At 31.2% G+C, this 17,041-nt stretch carries 8 protein-coding genes; all 8 read left to right on the top strand.

What is annotated here, in order from left to right:
- Positions 1-5: 5 nt before the first annotated feature.
- The 8 genes from FLAPXU55_RS16110 to FLAPXU55_RS16075 all read left to right on the top strand — a co-directional run bounded on the left by FLAPXU55_RS16110 (position 6) and on the right by FLAPXU55_RS16075 (position 17,028).
- Positions 6-1,109 carry a lysophospholipid acyltransferase family protein gene (locus tag FLAPXU55_RS16110; RefSeq protein WP_180859411.1) on the top strand — a complete coding sequence of 368 codons (1,104 nt, stop codon included), beginning with the start codon at positions 6-8 and terminating at the stop codon, positions 1,107-1,109.
- Positions 1,110-1,137: 28 nt separating this feature from the next.
- Positions 1,138-2,277, top strand: coding sequence for a zinc metalloprotease (locus tag FLAPXU55_RS16105; RefSeq protein WP_180859409.1), 1,140 nt, complete (start codon positions 1,138-1,140; stop codon positions 2,275-2,277).
- 621 nt (positions 2,278-2,898) lie between these two features.
- Positions 2,899-3,885 (top strand): 2,3-diaminopropionate biosynthesis protein SbnA, encoded by a 987-nt coding sequence (sbnA, locus tag FLAPXU55_RS16100; protein WP_180859408.1) that lies wholly within the window; start codon positions 2,899-2,901, stop codon positions 3,883-3,885.
- Positions 3,886-3,913: 28 nt separating this feature from the next.
- Complete coding sequence (locus FLAPXU55_RS16095) at positions 3,914-4,900, top strand: 2,3-diaminopropionate biosynthesis protein SbnB (RefSeq protein WP_180859407.1); 987 nt, start codon at positions 3,914-3,916, stop codon at positions 4,898-4,900.
- A 56-nt stretch (positions 4,901-4,956) separates the two neighbouring features.
- The gene (locus FLAPXU55_RS16090; RefSeq protein ID WP_180859406.1) at positions 4,957-5,949 is read left to right on the top strand and encodes a TauD/TfdA family dioxygenase; all 993 of its coding nucleotides are present in this window, start codon (positions 4,957-4,959) and stop codon (positions 5,947-5,949) included.
- 147 nt (positions 5,950-6,096) lie between these two features.
- A complete protein-coding gene (locus tag FLAPXU55_RS16085; RefSeq protein ID WP_180859405.1) occupies positions 6,097-8,043 on the top strand; it encodes a cyclic peptide export ABC transporter in 1,947 nt (648 codons plus the stop codon).
- A gap of 20 nt (positions 8,044-8,063) precedes the next feature.
- On the top strand, positions 8,064-10,454 hold the full coding sequence (locus FLAPXU55_RS16080; RefSeq protein WP_180859404.1) for an ABC transporter permease: 2,391 nt from the start codon (positions 8,064-8,066) through the stop codon (positions 10,452-10,454).
- A 232-nt stretch (positions 10,455-10,686) separates the two neighbouring features.
- Positions 10,687-17,028 (top strand): type I polyketide synthase, encoded by a 6,342-nt coding sequence (locus FLAPXU55_RS16075; protein WP_180859403.1) that lies wholly within the window; start codon positions 10,687-10,689, stop codon positions 17,026-17,028.
- Positions 17,029-17,041: the final 13 nt, after the last annotated feature.

Here is a 17,041-nt window from a genome sequence, read left to right as displayed (position 1 = left end):
GCTATATGGAAGATTACTTAAATTTAATTGAGCAAAAAGTAAATTTATTAAAATGGGAAGATGAATCCTCAGAAAACAGGATTGAGTTTCTTAGAGTATCTGCCAATGGTAAAAAGATAAAAAATATTAACGACGATTTATTTTTTAAAAACTATTCCATACAAAAAAGGCTTACCATAAATGAAATTAATAATTTTTCAACATTATACAACGCAGGAAAAATTAAGATTTATGGAGAAGAAAATTTAATTTTAAAGGGACCGGCTTTTTATGCCTCATTTCATATGGGACCGTACATGACTATTCCAATTCTGCTGGCCTTGAAAAAAATTACTTTTTCTGTAGTGATGGATAATTATTCGTATCAAAGAAAAGTGCAGTATGAGAATCCTGATATTAATCCTGCAACATCCGGAATTGATTTAAATTTAAAAATGAACCCTGATTTTTTAAATGCAGAAGATACCAGATCAATCTTTAAAATGATAAGAAATATTAAAGAAAATAAAAGTCTTTTTTCTTATCTGGATGGAAACACAACTACTGTTAATGATCAAAAACATTCTTTAAATGTAAAATTCCTGAATCATGAAATGAGTGCTCAAAAGGGTATTCCTTACTTATGTCATTTATTAAAAATTCCCTTAATTCCTATTTTTTCTTATAGAGAAGATGGCCTTATTAAAGTTATTATTAAAGAGGCTATTTATCCGGTAGAAGATAAAGATGCGTTTTGCGAAGAATCTTTAAGCCAATGCTGGAGCATGTTTGGAGATATTCTTACTGAATTTACAGAGCAATATGAGTTTTTAAATAAAAATATTTTTATTTCAAATGAGGCTGATAGTAAAGTAAATGTATTAGAATTTAAAGAGGCTGATTATCGTTATAAATTCAATTTTCAATTGTATAACTTTTATATAAATGGATCAGATTACTTTTTGTTCAACAGCGTTTCGATGAATTCATTAAAAATTAATAAAGGGCTTTATATTTTCCTGCAAAAAGTGAATAGTAAAAATTTAAAGCTTACTAAAATTGAATTAATCGAATTTATTCCAGACAAGAATTTTGTTGAGTCATTAATTCAAAATTACATTTTAATTTAAAAAGGCTATTCAACATAAAAGCAATAATTTGATACACAATAATAAAATACATGAAATACAATTATTAAAAAACAATGAAAGTTATTTAATAGTATATCAGGAAAATTATTTTTCAATTAGCCGGTTATTTTATGAGTTATTGCAAGAGCTTAAAAACAATAATCATCAAAAAGAAAAATTTATTGAAACCTATAAAATAAGCTCAGCAGATTATGATGAACTTTCGGGTATTGCATCAAGTAAGCTGGACTTTATTGTGAACAAAAAAAAGAACAATAAAAGTTACATTAAACTATCTGTAAATATATTGTCAGAAAAAAAAGTTATAAAAATATCTCAATATTTGTCTTTTTTTTTTCAAAAATACATCTTCAATGTACTGTTTATAATTGTTGTTTTAGCCGCAATAATTACCCAATTTATTCTAAATTTTAAATATCGAAATCACTCCTTGTTCGATATGTCATGGCAGGATTATATTTTTGTTTATTTTGCTTTACTGGCCGTTATGATTTTTCATGAGCTGGGACATTCTGCTGCAAGTAAATATTTTAAAGTTGAACCTAAAGAAATTGGTTTTGGTTTTTATATAATATTTCCGGTTTTATATTCAAATGTAACCCGAATCTGGAGGTTAAATAAAAATGAAAAAGTAATTGTTAACCTGGGAGGAATTTATTTTCAAGGTCTTATCAATTGTTGTTTTTTGCTCTTTTTGGTATGTAATAAAAACTTTAATTTATTTACTTACCTCATGCTTATTATAATAAAAACAAATCTTTATGTAATGGTTTATTCACTAATTCCATTTATAAGAAATGATGGTTATTGGATAGTTTCTGATTATTTCAATATTATAGACTTAAATAAAAAATCCTATACTTATATTTTTGACCTGATTAAAAGAAAAGCAAAACTGCAATATTTTTTATTAGCTTTTAGTATTGGTCAGTATGCATTTGTTTTCTTTTTATGTCGTTATTTTTTGCTTACGATACCCACTACAATATCCAGATTTATACTTTATACATTAAATAATGGTTTCTGGAATTTGATTTCTACAAATATTGAGCTTTTGTTTAAAGGTTTGTTTTCGATACTTATTTTAATTATCGGCCTAATTTCATTTTACAAATTCTTAAAACTTCTTTTTGTAAAAAGAAAATAAAATTCCCTTAAAAATTTAAATCAACTGGAAAATAGACACTGCTTTTTATTATTCAAATAAGGACATAAGAAATGTTTTAGTTTGAAAAAGTTTTAGATAGAATCTTATCTAAATATTTAAAGTGAATTCTTACAGGATAAATAGCTCATAAAATTTAAAATCTATCAAAATCCGGCATAATAAAATTATGAGTTATCTCTAATTTGAAATTTAGAGATTTTCAAAAAATAAAAAGACTATTTGCAAAAAAACTACCCGGTTTTTATAGGTATTTTTTAATAAAATTCCACTTTTATTTGACAGATCTTCATGGTAATTTTAATTTAATACTGCATTCAAGTTTTTGATAATCAATTTGTTAAATGTGTATTTGTTTAGGATTTATAAATCCCGACTCGATATTTATAAATCTCGACGAGCTTCATTTGTATTGAAGGGTGTATTCGTCTAGTTTTGGTTTCAGAAAGTTGAGAATTAGATATTAATTACAAAAAATACTTACACTGTTTATTTCTCATCGGACAAAAATTATATTCCAAAAAAATTAGATTTTTTGATTTTACCAGTATAAGATTAAAAATAACAAATAAAGGATTTCTTAAGTAAACGATTTTGAATATTATGATAAATAACATTTTAAATAAGGTAGGCAATACACCATTAATATCCATTCCGATGGATGAGAATCCAAACCTGAATATTTTTGCCAAATTAGAATTTTACAACCCAACCGGAAGTGTAAAAGACAGAGCGGCATGCTATATTATAAGCCGTTTGTTAAACGAAGGTATTATTAATAAAGATACTACACTTATCGAATCTTCTTCGGGAAATTTTGGAGTTGCACTTTCGGCATATGCAAAACTTAACGGTTTAAAATTTATCTGTGTAATTGACAAGACAACTTTGCCTGTTAACGAGATGCTAATCCGTCAGCAAGGTGCCGAAGTTATCTGTATAACACAACCAGATGAGCATGGTGGGTATTTAATGAACAGACTTAAAAAGATCAAAGAAATACTAAGTACTACAGATAATATTTACTGGATTAACCAATACGGAAATCCATTAAATGCTCAGGCTTATTATAATTCTTTAGGAAAAGAAATTTGTTTTGAAGCGCCAAGACAAAAACTGGATTACTTATTTATGGGAATCAGTTCTGGTGGAACAATTACCGGAGTATCCAGAAAGGTGAAAGAAATGTATCCAAATGTAAAGATTATAGCCGTAGATGTTTACGGGTCAATAATATTTGGAGGTAAAGCACGCAAAAGATTTATACCGGGCATAGGTTCCAGCATGAGACCAGATATTTTAAACGATGCAAAAATAGATGACGTGGTTTATGTAAACGAAGAAGAAACTATAAGTTCCTGCCGAGAATTATTAGAATTACATAATCTGTATGCAGGAGGATCTTCTGGTTCTGTATATGCTGCAATTAAAAAGTATTTTACTGAAAACGAGATAGATACTCAGGTTAATGTAATGTGTGTATTTGCTGATAGAGGCGAGAGATATATCACCACAATCTATGATGATGACTGGTGTGACAGAATTAAAAAATATAATATAAATGCTTCTTTAGAAGCAGTAGTTCAATAAAATAGTAATTAATGTTAAGTATTTTAAAATGATATATTTAAGCGATAATGATGTAAAACTTATTGATCTTGACTGGGAGCAAAATGTTGATGTTATAGCAGCAGCAACCCAATGCATAAAATCAAAAGATATAGCACAGCCAATAAAGCCATATTTGAGATATGGAAATCCTCAAAATAGAATTATTGCAATGCCGGCTTTTATTGGCGGCGATATAAACAGATCTGGTATCAAGTGGATTGCCAGTTTCCCTAATAACATTAAAAAAAATATGCCGCGTGCTCATGGTGTTATAATTTTAAATGAGGCAGAAACAGGACAACCCGTATGTGTAATAAATAGCGGTTCGATATCAGCAATCAGAACGGCTTCGGTAAGCGGTTTGATTGTTCGAAAATACATGGAATTAAAAAAACTTAAAAATGTAAAAGTGGGCATTATAGGTTTTGGGCCAATTGGGCAGTATCACTTAAACATGTGCAGTCAATTGCTTGGAGATACTATAGACGAAGTACTGCTGTATGATTTAAATGGTGTTTCAAACCAAAATATTCCTGATGCAATAAGACATAAGGTAAATGTTGTAAACAGTTGGGAAGAGGCCTATTTAGATGCAGATATTTTTATTACCTGTACAGTATCAAAAGTGCCTTACATTAATTTAAAACCAAAATTAGGTTCCCTTCATTTAAATGTTTCTCTAAGAGATTATAAAACAGATGTTTTCCCTTGGTTCGAAAAAGGAATGATAGTGGATGACTGGGAAGAAGTTTGTAGAGAAAATACAGATGTTGAAAATTTTAATAAGGTTAATGGGCTGCAGGAAAATGGAGTTAAGCTTATTCAGGATGTTTTGAATGACTTTTTGCCAAGTTTAAATAAAGACCAGCCTGTTATGTTTAATCCAATGGGCATGGCAGTTTTTGATATAGCAATTGCAAACCATTATTTAGAACTAGCGAAGAAAAATAATGTTGGCGTTTTTCTAGAGGACAGCGTGCCACAATTAAATTAAAATAAGGCAATTTTTTATAAAAACAATTGAATTTAAACATCATAATTTTTTAAACTATGGAGACTTCTATTAGACCAAAATCCAATCAAGAATTTCAATTTGGTGAAGGAATTATTATAAAAACGGCTTCAAAAGACAATCCTTTTACAATAATCTCTAACAGAGAAAGAGATACTTTAGAATGGGCCGAAGAGCATAAAGACGAGATCAATAATCTGCTTTTGGAACACGGCGCAATACTTTTAAGAGGATTTAAAATTGACAGCCCAAAAAATTTTAATGAATTATTTTCAACTCTTTCCGGTCAGGCAATAGAGTATAAAAACAGAACATCACCAAGAGATCAGGTATATAGTAATGTTTACACCTCTACAAGTCACCCAAAGAGCGAAACTATTCATATGCATACCGAAAATTCATATTCAAATATTTATAATCGAATTATTGCATTTTATTGTTTACTACCGGCACAAATAGGTGGAGAAACACCAATTGCAGATGAAAGAAAGCTTTTAGCAAGTTTAAAAAAAGAAACTGTAGAGGAATTTAAGAAAAAAGGTATTCAGTATGTTAGAAATACTATTCCTGGTATAGGATTAAGCTGGCAGACTATTTATCAAACAGAGGATAAAGAGGAGGTAGCTAAAATTCTTAAAAACAACGGACATGATTTTACTTGGGTAAATAGTGATCACTTAAGAATTAAATGGACTCTTCCTGCTTTTCAGGATCACCCTCTTACCGGTGAGGAAATGTGGTTTAACCATATGTTTTTTGGACATAAAGAACTCTACGATCCGTCTGTTTTAGAATATTTTGATGAAGAAGATTTACCATTTGCTACTTATTATGGCGATGGCAGTGAAATAGGGGCAGAAGTAATAGAGGAGTTTAAAAACTTTTATAAAGAACACTCTATAGTTTACACTTGGGAAAAAGATGATTTCCTATTGCTGGATAATTTAATGTTTTCTCACGGCAGAAAACCATTTAAAGGTGATCGTACTATTTTAACAGCTATGGGGCAGCCTCAGGATATGAAATTATAGTATCAAATTAAAAAATTATTGAAAAGTGAATCTTATTAAAACAAGTATGCAGTCATCTTGTTCTTTTAATTTATTCTTTCCTAAAAAAAAGCATTCGTAAAACTTTAATTAATAAACAATTAAATCTTAGGTAAAATATAGAATAATATGGAAAATATAATATACAAATTGTATTTAATTAATGGCATTATAGCTCTTTTAGGTTTGGTGTTTTTTGGATTGGTAATCTTTCAAAAAATAAATAAAAAGAGAGAAGTAGATTTTTCATATAAAAAAGTTTACAGTTATTTCAAGGGCTTTTTAGTGCTTTTACCAGTTCTGGTCGCGCTTTACTATATACCAATTGCTCTTTATGATAAAGATTTTTGGTTAGACAGCAAATACCAATATGTAGAGGCACAAAATGCAGTACTGTTTTTGGGTATTATTATTTTAGGTTTTTACGCTTTAGTAAGAATTTCAACTTTTTTCCCTCATAAAAACGAATACTATGATATTGGTTCGCAATTGTTATTGTTGAGTTTATTTCCGGGAATTGCAAGTGCTATAAATGTTATGATTATCAGCAAGTTTGTTACTGATGATATAGAAGCCAAATATCTTTTGTTCTTTTTTGCCGTAACCACTTTTATTTATATTGTAACTGTTAGGTTAAGTAAAAGAAAAACAGCAAGCCTTGGGATTTTAATAGCTCATAAGTTTAATATAATTATAGCTAATAAAATTTTTAAAATTCCATATAGAAAATATGAAAAACTTGCCAAAGGAAAAATCTATACAATCCTGAATGATGATATTAATGCAATTTTTGGGTTTTCGCAAAATGTAGTTAATATTTACACCACTTTTATCACTACTGTCATGGTTTTGGTATACATGTTTACTCTAAACATAATTAGTTCATTAATGCTAATTGGTGTAACTGTAATAATACTTGGGCTTTTATTTTTAATGTCAGGCAGACTTAAAAGAACAGGACACAAAGCAAGATCAAAAAGAGAAAACTATACAAGTTTACTATCTGGTTTGCTTAACGGATTTAAGGAGCTGGTTTTGCATAAAGTAAAAAGAGACAGATTCCAATCAGATCTAAAAGTAGTAAGTAAAGATTATTATGATGCCAGTCAGGAAAATATAAATGCAGGAATTGATGCTGCTTTATTTTCAGAGCTTTCATTTACCATTGCTGTAGGGGTTTCATGTTTAGTTTTTCCGGTAATTTTTGATTTTAATAAAGAACTTGTTACAGCTTATGTAATTGCGGTTCTGTACTTATGGGGGCCTGTTGGGGCTTTAATAAGCGGAGTTCCACAAATAATAAATGTACAGGTTTCATGGAAAAGAATTAATGATTTCCTTGAAAATGCAGATGTCGATGAGGTATCCTACAGAGACATTACTGAAGAAGTAGAAATAGTAAAAGTTGAAAAAATAAGTGTTAACGAAGTTTATTTCAAGTATCAGGGTGAAAATGATAAACAAGACATTACCTACGGTATTGGGCCAATAAACTTTGAAGCAGACCGCGGTGAATTAGTTTTCATAATTGGCGGAAACGGAAGCGGTAAAACAACTTTTCTGAAATTACTTATCGGCCTTTATGAGCCGGAGTCAGGAGAAATTCTGATTAATGGAAAAGTGGTTACTTCAAAAGAATTAAGCGAGTGTTTTTCAGTTATTTATAGTGATTTTTATTTATTTAAAAAGATATATGATATAAAAGAAAATCGCTTAGATCAGGTTTACGAATGGCTGGATGTGCTTCAGTTATCTGATAAAGTTAAAATTGAAGACGGCGTTTTCAGTACCATAGATCTGTCTAAAGGACAATGTAAGCGTTTGGCCATTTTAAAATCATATTTAGAAGACAGATCAGTCTATTTCTTTGATGAGGTTGCTGCAGATTTGGATCCGGAATTTAGAGATTTCTTTTACAATGACTTATTAACAAAAATGAGAAATGAAGGAAAGATATTGATCATAATTACCCACGACGATAAATATTTTGACATAGCCGATAATATCTATAAAATGGAAATGGGCAAAATTATACATCTCAATAAAGAAGCTTTTAAACTATCAGAACACATTTAAATTACTAAAATATATTAAACATGTTAAAACTTAATTTTTTATTAGTATTAAGACAATTAAAGAAAGATAAAAAAACGTTTTTTATTAATCTTTTAGGAACGTCTTTTGGTTTTACGGCTATCATCTTAATGTCATTATATATATCATATGAAAATAATTATGATGCATTTAATGAAAACAGTGAAAACTTGTTTAGAGTTGAAAGAACCGTTAATGATAAAAGCCAAAGTCAAATTTTTGACTCTACACCTTATGAACTGGCTAAAGAATTAAAATCATCATTTCCGGAAATAGGCAATGCTGTAGGCGCCAGAACTGTAAGCAACTATTTATCAGTAAGCGATGAAATATTTCCAAGAAACGAAGGGCTTATTACAGATAGTAATTTTCTATCTATGTTTAGCTTTGATTTTTTAGAAGGAGATAAAAATACTGCGCTGAGCCAGCCAATGAGTATTGTACTTTCAAAGTCATTGGCAGATAAACTATTCCCTAATGGAGATGCTATTGGAAAAACAGTTTATTTAAACAAAAAACACAACTTTACTGTTACCGGAGTTTTTGCTGATTATAGAAAAGACTCTCACATGAATATGGAGTATATGATTTCATATAGTTCTTATGAAGGTGTGTATGGTATAAAACCTGAAAAAGGATGGGCAGAAAGTTATGTAGCTACATACATTCAGGTAAAAGACAAAGACCAGGTTGATGAACTATCAAAAAAAATAGAAAAAACATTAGCAAATCATGTTGAAGAACAAGAAGGCACTACTGAAGTTTTAAGCCTAAGACCAATTACAGATATTTACCTTAAAACATTAGATGTAAGAAGTGATGCTATGGGAGGTATACGAAATAACGTAATTGTTATTTATCTTTTTATTGCAGTAGCATTTTTTACAGGCTTTATAACAACTGTAAATTATATAAATCTTACAACTACCCAATTAGTCAACAGAGAATTGGAAATAGGAATGAAAAAAGTTTTGGGTATTTCAAAAGGACAATTGAGATATCAGTTTATTATCGAATCATTAATAATGGTATTTGGAGTTATAATTGTCTCATCAGTATTAGTAAGTTCTATATTACCTCTTTTTAGTTTAGTTGTAGACAGAAACCTGTCATTAGGATTTAGCGGCAATTGGCTGTTCTTTTTAAAGGTATTTATTATCATTATATCATTAGGTCTTTTAAGCGGTTTATATCCTGTAATGTACCTATCGTCATTAAAAATAAATTCTATTTTACAAGGAATCACATCTATTAAAAGGCGTACTTTTTTAAGAAAAGGTCTGGTGCTTTTTCAATTATTAATCGCCTTTCCTTTAATATTCCTTTCAGTATTTATTATATCACAAATCAATTACTTAAATAACAAGGATACCGGATTTGATAAACAAGATGTTCTATTAGCCTGGATTAAAACTCCTAATCCGGAAGACAGGGAATTACTTAAAGTTATAAAAGATAAATTACTTCAAAACCCAAATGTTATAGATTATTCCATCTCAACAGGCGCTCCGTTTTTTGCATCAGGAGATGAAATTAAATTAAACTGGGAAGGTGCAGAAGCAAATGATAAGATTTTAATGTCTTCTTATTCTGTTGATTATGATTTTCAGCGCACTTATAAGCTGGCAATGCTTAAAGGAAGATGGTTTTCTGAGGATTTTTCTACCGATGCCCAAAATTCGTGTGTTATTAATGAAACCGCGGCTAAACTTTTAGGATGGGACAATCCAATAGGAAAAACGTTAGATGACGGTCGATTAAAAGTTATTGGTGTTGTTAAAGATTTTAACCAATTCTCTTTATTTCAAAAAATACCACCAATGATGTTATCAATGAATACCGCGGATTTAGCTTATTCTCTTGTAAGTATAAAAACAAGAGGAGGTAACAGAACAGATACTCAAAAGTTTATTAATGAAACTTTCAATACAAATTTCATAGACGTACCTGTTGATTTTAGATTTTTGGATGTTGGGTTTGATGAAGGTTTTATGACCGCATTACAAAATGTTATGAAGATATTCATTCTATTTTCTGTCATTTCTATTTTACTGGTAATCATTGGTCTATATAGTTTGATCGCATTTTCATTAACCATGCAGAAAAAAATGATTGCCATACGAAAAGTATTGGGCGCAAGTACCAAAAGCCTTTTCTTACTTATACTAAAAGAGTATATGATTTTATACAGTATAGCGTTAGGAATCAGTCTTGTATTAACTTATTTCACAGTGATACAGGTTTCAAAGGTATTTGCGTACAGTGTAGGTATCCAATGGATTAATTTTTTAAGCGTAATCATAATGACCCTGTTTATTGTACTCATTACAATATGCGGTAAAATTTGGTCTACCTCAAAAGAGCATCCTTTAAATTCTATTAGTCGTTCCTAAAGGTTTACCATGAATTTTTAAAAATTCATGTTCCATAAAAATAGAATTCAATAATTAATTTCTATTAAGTATCCTATGTATTTACCACTAGTTATAACTAAGTGGACAGGTATTTAATTGCTTTTTTTTAAAATTAAAAAAGTGGATTGTTAACTGTATAATGAATTGATTTTCAGTTTGCAGATGTCCATAAAGTACAATATAAAAATGTGCAACATTTTCAAAATAAATTATGAAAGATCAAAATAAACCTATCGCAATTGTTGGTATTGGATGCAGATTTCCAGGGTCAAGTTCCTCTCCAGAAAAATTTTGGGAGATGTTATTAAACAAAACAGATGCAGTAATAGATGTACCGTCAAACAGATGGGACAACAGACGCTTTTATGACGAGAATGAAAAAAAATCTGGCAAAATCAAAGCTAAACAAGGCGGATTTTTAAAAGAGGAAATAGAGTATTTTGATCCAATGTTTTTTGGGATCTCGCCTGTTGAAGCAGAATCATTAGATCCTCAGGAAAGAATATTGCTTGAGGTAGCGTATGAGGCTCTTGAAGATGCAGGAATGTCACTTGAGCAATTAAGAGGTTCAGATACCGGAGTTTTTGTTGGAGGGTTCACATTTGATAACTATTTGCTAAAAACAGCTGTTGAAAACAAACATTTAATAAACTCGCACACAGCATTAGGAATTTCATTAACAATGCTTTCGAATAGATTGTCCTATTTTCTGGATTTAAAAGGACCTTCTATTACTATCGATACCGCTTGCTCATCTTCTTTAGTAGCAACACATTATGCCTGTCAAAGTATTTGGAGAGGAGAATCTTCAATGGCTTTGGTAGGAGGAGTTAATCTATTGCTTAAACCAGAAGTTTCTATGGTTATGAGCAAAGGTCAGTTTCTGTCTAAACATTCCCGCTGTAAAACATTTGATAGCGATGCAGCCGGATATGTAAGAGGTGAAGGCGGCGGAGTACTTGTTTTAAAACCTTATGAACAAGCTGTAAAAGATGGCGATCAAATATATGCCTTAATAAACGGAACTGGTGTAAATCAAGATGGGAATACAAACGGTATAACTGTACCGAATAAAAATTCTCAAATGAAACTGATACAAAAAGTATACGAAGAAAGCGGCATAACTAAAAAAGATATTCATTATGTCGAAGCTCATGGAACAGGCACAGCAGTTGGAGATGTTATTGAATTTAGCGCTCTAAACGAGACTTTATTTGATGACAGAGAGAAATGTTTGGTAGGATCTGTAAAAACAAATATAGGCCATTTAGAAGCCGCTTCTGGTGTAGCAGGATTAATTAAAACAGCATTGTCCCTTAAGAATAATGCAGTTCCGGCAAACTTGCATTTTAATAATCCAAACCCAGCCTTAAATTATGAAAACAGCATATTAAAAGTACCAACTTTATTAGAAAAACTTCCGGAAGGAGTTGATTCTTATGCTTCAATAAATTCATTTGGTTATGGAGGAACAAATGCCCATGCAGTTTTAAAGCAATTTTCTTCTATTAAAGAAGAAGTACAATACGATTTAGAAAAAAAGGATCATTTTATCTTTCCTATCTGTGCAAGAAGTAAAAACGCATTAAAAGAACTGGTATCTAAATATAAACTGCATATTGAAGATAAAGACAAAAATTTTGCACAAATACTTAGTAATGCTATTTACAGAAGATCACTTCATTCAGATCGATTAGCAATTGTTGCATCTTCAAAAGAAGAATTAATCGAAAAAATAGAAGCATTTGAAGAAGATATTTTAGTAAAAGGAGTAACTGCAGGAAATATTCTGGACAAGAAACCCAATATAGTTTTTGTATATACAGGAATGGGGCCGCAATGGTGGAAAATGGGTAGAGAACTCATGGAAAATGAGCCTGTTTTTTATAAAGCAGTTCAGGAATGTGATGATTATTTTAAGAACATTTCAGGCTGGTCAATTTTAGAAGAACTTCAAAAACCAGAAGAAACATCCAATATAAAAGAAACATACATTGCACAGCCTGCAAATTTTGTAATTCAGGTTGCATTAACCAGATTATTGGAACATTATGGAATTAATGCAGATGCAGTAGTAGGACATAGTGTAGGTGAAGTAACATCGGCCTATATCTCTGGAGCACTTTCGCTGCAAGATGCATTATTGGTAAGCTACAACAGAAGCCGTTTACAGCATAAAACAGCCGGTAAAGGGACTATGCTGGCAGTTGGCCTGTCTGAAAAAGAAGCCAATGAAACTTTTAAAGAATTTAACGATGTTTCTATTGCTGCAATAAACAGCCTTGATTCAGTAACATTAGCAGGAAATCAGGAAAGTCTTGAAAAATTAATTGAAAAATATGAATCGTCAGGAATATTTCACCGTCTGCTGGATGTTGAAGTTCCTTACCACAGCCCGGTAATGGATCTTATCGAGGATGAACTTCTGGAATCCCTAAAAGACCTTAAAGGAAAAGAAACAGTTATTGATCTTTATTCGACTGTAACTGCAGAAAAAATTTCGGGAGATCAAATAAATAATGATTACTGGTGGAAAAACGTTCGCCAGCCCGTACTATTCGCTAAAACAATGGATTCTTTAATGAAAGATAAATACAATGTATTTATTGAAGTTGGACCACATCCGGTTTTGAAAAATGCAATGATGGATTGCATGAAGAATAATGAAGCATGTCATTTTTTACAAACCCTTAATCGTAAAGAACCAGAGCAATTAAATTTCTTTGAAAATATTGCTGCCCTGTTTACTCTTGGAGTTCCTTTAAAATGGGAGCGATGGGTAAATAAATTGCCGCACCTTTCTTTACCATCATACCCATGGCAAAAAGAATATTTTTGGCAGGAGTCTGATACTTCTCTTGAAAATAGAATAGGACGTAAAGGAAATGTTTTTTTAAACCAACTAATAAATGCTCCGCAATTAACTTATAAAGTAGAGCTTAATAAATATTTTTTCCCTTTTTTAAATGATCACGTTGTTCAGGATAGAGTAGTATTTCCAGGTGCAGGTTATGTGGCTGCAGGAATAGCATTTTATCAGCAGGAAATAAGCCAGGGAAATTCTTTTAGTCTTGAAAATATAAAGTTTCATCAAATGCTTGTTCTGGACGATTTGAAGGTACAAGACTTGTATACTTCCTATAATTCAAAAAATGCCAATTTTAGCATTGACAGTAAAGAGGTGGGTGATGATAGTATTTGGATACATAGAGCTACAGGTAAATTTATTTTAGGTGATTATGAAAAAAGTGCTTCACAATTAGATTTGAAAACAATAGCTGATCGTTTGAATATAGTACATTCAGAAGAACAGATCTATGAAAGATTGAGCAAAGCTAAACTGGATTACGGCCCTTATTTTAGAACCATAAAAAATATTGATTCTGCAAAAGAAGAATCAATCGCAAAAATAAAAGGCCACGCAGCGATTGAAAATCAGGATGAATTTTTTATTCACCCAACTTTATTAGATGCCTGTTTTCAATCTGTAATTGTATTTGATGAGTCAGAATTTGTACCCGTATCAATAGGAAAAATGCACTGTTATTTTTCTCCGGGAACCGAGCTTTACTGTTATTCACGATTAATATCACGTTCAGATAATTCAGTACTAATTGATATGTCAATTTGTGATGAAAAAGGAAACGTAGCAATTGAAATAAAAGATTTCAAATGCCAGGAATTGAATATAAATACCGAAGAAGAAGATACATACATCGATGACTGTTTGTTTGAGAACAATTGGATCGAAGAAAAAGCAGGTTTTGATACTATTCCGGATACTTCTGGTGTAACCTATGTTTTTACAGATGATTATTCTTTATGCGAGCCACTTTTAAAACAACTGGCAGGTCGTGTTGTAGTAATACAAGCAGGAACTAGTTTTAAAGAATTAGGCGAAAATTATTATATGGTAAATCCTGAAGATTTGGAAAGCATTCTCCAAATAGCAGAAAATGATTTCCAGTCTGATATTACATTAATTTATCTACCTGCAGATAATCAGGAAGCTAATGAAAATTTAACTGTAAGTGAAGAATGCTTAAACGAAATAAAACCTCTTTTAAACATTGTTCGTTTTTTCTCAGAGAAATCACAAAACAAACTTGCTTTAAACCTAGTAACTTATGGAAGTCAGGTTGTTAATGAAGAAGACAACATTACCTCAATAACCTCGACAATTGCACATGGTTTAGGAAGACTTATTGTAAATGAATTACCAAAATGGCAGGTTCGATTGATAGATTTTCAAAGAACAAATAGCCTGCTTATTTCAAAAGAAGACTGGAAGATTGCCCTTAACAGAATGTATTCTGGAAAACCTTTTGAAGAAATTGCAATCAGACAAGATAAAATTTTTAGAAAAGGAACGAAAAAAAGAGAAGCAAAAGATTCGGTATTATCTATTGAAACGGCATCTTTTAAGGACAAATCACTTAAACTAGTGAGTTCAAAATCTAAACAGTTAGAAGATTTATATTTTGAAAATACCGAGAGAGCAGAACCAAAGGCGGGCGAAATCGAAATTTTAATAGAAAACACCTCTATTAATTTCAAAGATTATTTAAAAGTATCTGGTAAAATTTATCCGGAAGCACTTGAAGGTACTTATGGTAAAAATGCCGTAGGTATTGACTGCGCTGGAATTATTACACAGATTGGTGCTGGAGTAACCAAGTTTAAAGTAGGAGATAAAGTTATCGCCCTTGCTGCGGGTACGTTTCAATCCTATACCACTACTTCTGAACATTTAGCGGTAAAATGTCCTGAAAATTTAATTGAAGCAGAATCAAATGTTGGCTTAAGCTACCTTACAGCTCTGTATTGTTTACGAGATAAGGCAAATCTGGGAAAAGGCGACAGAGTGCTTATACATAATGCTGCCGGAGGTGTAGGATTAGCAGCTATTAATTATGCCAATCTGGTAGGGGCTGAAATTTATGCTACAGCCGGAAGTGAAGAAAAAACAGATTACCTGAGATCTATAGGAATTAAGCATGTATACAGTTCAAAAAATCTTGATTTTGCTAAAGAAATTTTAGAAGAAACTCAAGGTAAAGGAGTGGATGTTGTTTTAAGTGCTTTACCAAAAGAAATGCTTTATCAGAGTTTATCCATTTTAGCTTCTTATGGAACTTATTTAGAAATAGGTAAAAAGGATAATGTAGACTTCTCTCTTTCAATGCATTTTTTCAACAAAAACATTTCTTACATAGCTGTAGATATGGATAAAATGATAAACGAGAAGCCTGAAAAAATTTCGACATTATTAGATGATATTTCAGCTTATATAAAAGCAGGAGAATTAAAATCCTTACCTGTAAAAGTGTTTACACCACAGACTATATCAAACGCATTTCAGCTTATAGATGCAGAAAAACATATTGGTAAAGTAGTCATAAACTTTAAAGAACAGTTTGTAGACGTCAAAAAACAAGGAGATACAATTTTTAAAGATGATAAAACTTATGTAATTACCGGAGGAACAAAAGGTTTAGGTTTTGAAATAGGAAAATGGCTGGTTGATAATGGCGTTAAAAATTTAGCACTTTTAAGCAGAAGCGGTCTTAACACTCCAGCAGAGATAGAGGCAGTTAGCGAAATGGAAAAGAAAGGTGTCAATGTGAAAGTTTACGCAGCAGATGTGGCCCAAATAGACCAGATAACCCATGTGTTTTCTCAAATTAAAAGTGATCTTCCGGAGATTTCAACTGTTTTCCATTGTGCTATGGTTTTAGACGACGGATTCTTAATCGATATGAATGAGGATAGATTTAGAAAAGTTTTAAAACCAAAAGTTGATGGCGCAATGAACCTGCATCACTTAACTAAAGACTTAAAACTTGACAATTTTGTATTGTTTTCTTCAATATCCTCACTTATAGGGAATGTTGGGCAGGCCAATTATATTGTTGCAAATGCCTTGTTAGATTCATTTGCTCATGTGCGAAAAAGTCAAGGTTTGCCGGCAACTACAATTAATCTTGGCGTTCTATCAGAATCTGGTGTAGTATCCAGAAGCGAGAACCTTGAAATGATTCTTCAGGGAGTAGGAATTAGAAGTTTTACAAACAAACAGGTTTTGAGCGGATTAGAAAAAATACTTCAGGAAAAACCAACACAAATAGGATTTTTTGATTTGAACTGGGAGCTTCTAAGTGTCAATTTAAAGGAAAGCGGACAATTTATTTTCAAAGATTTAATTGATAGCAATCTGGGATCTGTTAACGGATTGAGCCAGGAACAAGATGCGTGCTTAAGTGATTTACTTGCTTTAAACAGGATTTCGCAGCAAGAATTTGTTGTGACATTCTTAAAAGAAGAATTATCCAAGATATTAAAAATGCCAAAAGATAGAATCCAATCAGATAAAGGGATAGGCTTTTTAGGAATTGATTCGATTTTATCAATTGAATTATTAAGAGTGATCAACAACAAGTTTGCGTTAAAAATGTCTTCTATGGAAATCCTTGCGCTGCCTTCTGTAAACGGATTGTCTGCCATAATAATTGAAATGATTTTGAAACAAGTGAATTTGAATGTACAAGTTTAAAACGAACAGAATT

The sequence above is a fragment of the Flavobacterium panici genome (genome assembly GCF_903819335.1).
GTDB lineage: Bacteria > Bacteroidota > Bacteroidia > Flavobacteriales > Flavobacteriaceae > Flavobacterium > Flavobacterium panici.
Note: the sequence above shows the minus strand (reverse complement) of the source record. Positions and strands in the feature narration are given on the sequence as shown.

Excerpts from the sequence above, each read along its gene's own strand:
- FLAPXU55_RS16080 (WP_180859404.1), top strand. The coding sequence starts at position 8,064 with ATGTTAAAACTTAATTTTTTATTAGTATTAAGACAATTAAAGAAAGAT.
- FLAPXU55_RS16075 (WP_180859403.1), top strand. The coding sequence starts at position 10,687 with ATGAAAGATCAAAATAAACCTATCGCAATTGTTGGTATTGGATGCAGA.
- sbnA (WP_180859408.1), top strand. The coding sequence starts at position 2,899 with ATGATAAATAACATTTTAAATAAGGTAGGCAATACACCATTAATATCC.
- FLAPXU55_RS16110 (WP_180859411.1), top strand. The coding sequence starts at position 6 with ATGGAAGATTACTTAAATTTAATTGAGCAAAAAGTAAATTTATTAAAA.
- FLAPXU55_RS16085 (WP_180859405.1), top strand. The coding sequence starts at position 6,097 with ATGGAAAATATAATATACAAATTGTATTTAATTAATGGCATTATAGCT.
- FLAPXU55_RS16095 (WP_180859407.1), top strand. The coding sequence starts at position 3,914 with ATGATATATTTAAGCGATAATGATGTAAAACTTATTGATCTTGACTGG.
- FLAPXU55_RS16090 (WP_180859406.1), top strand. The coding sequence starts at position 4,957 with ATGGAGACTTCTATTAGACCAAAATCCAATCAAGAATTTCAATTTGGT.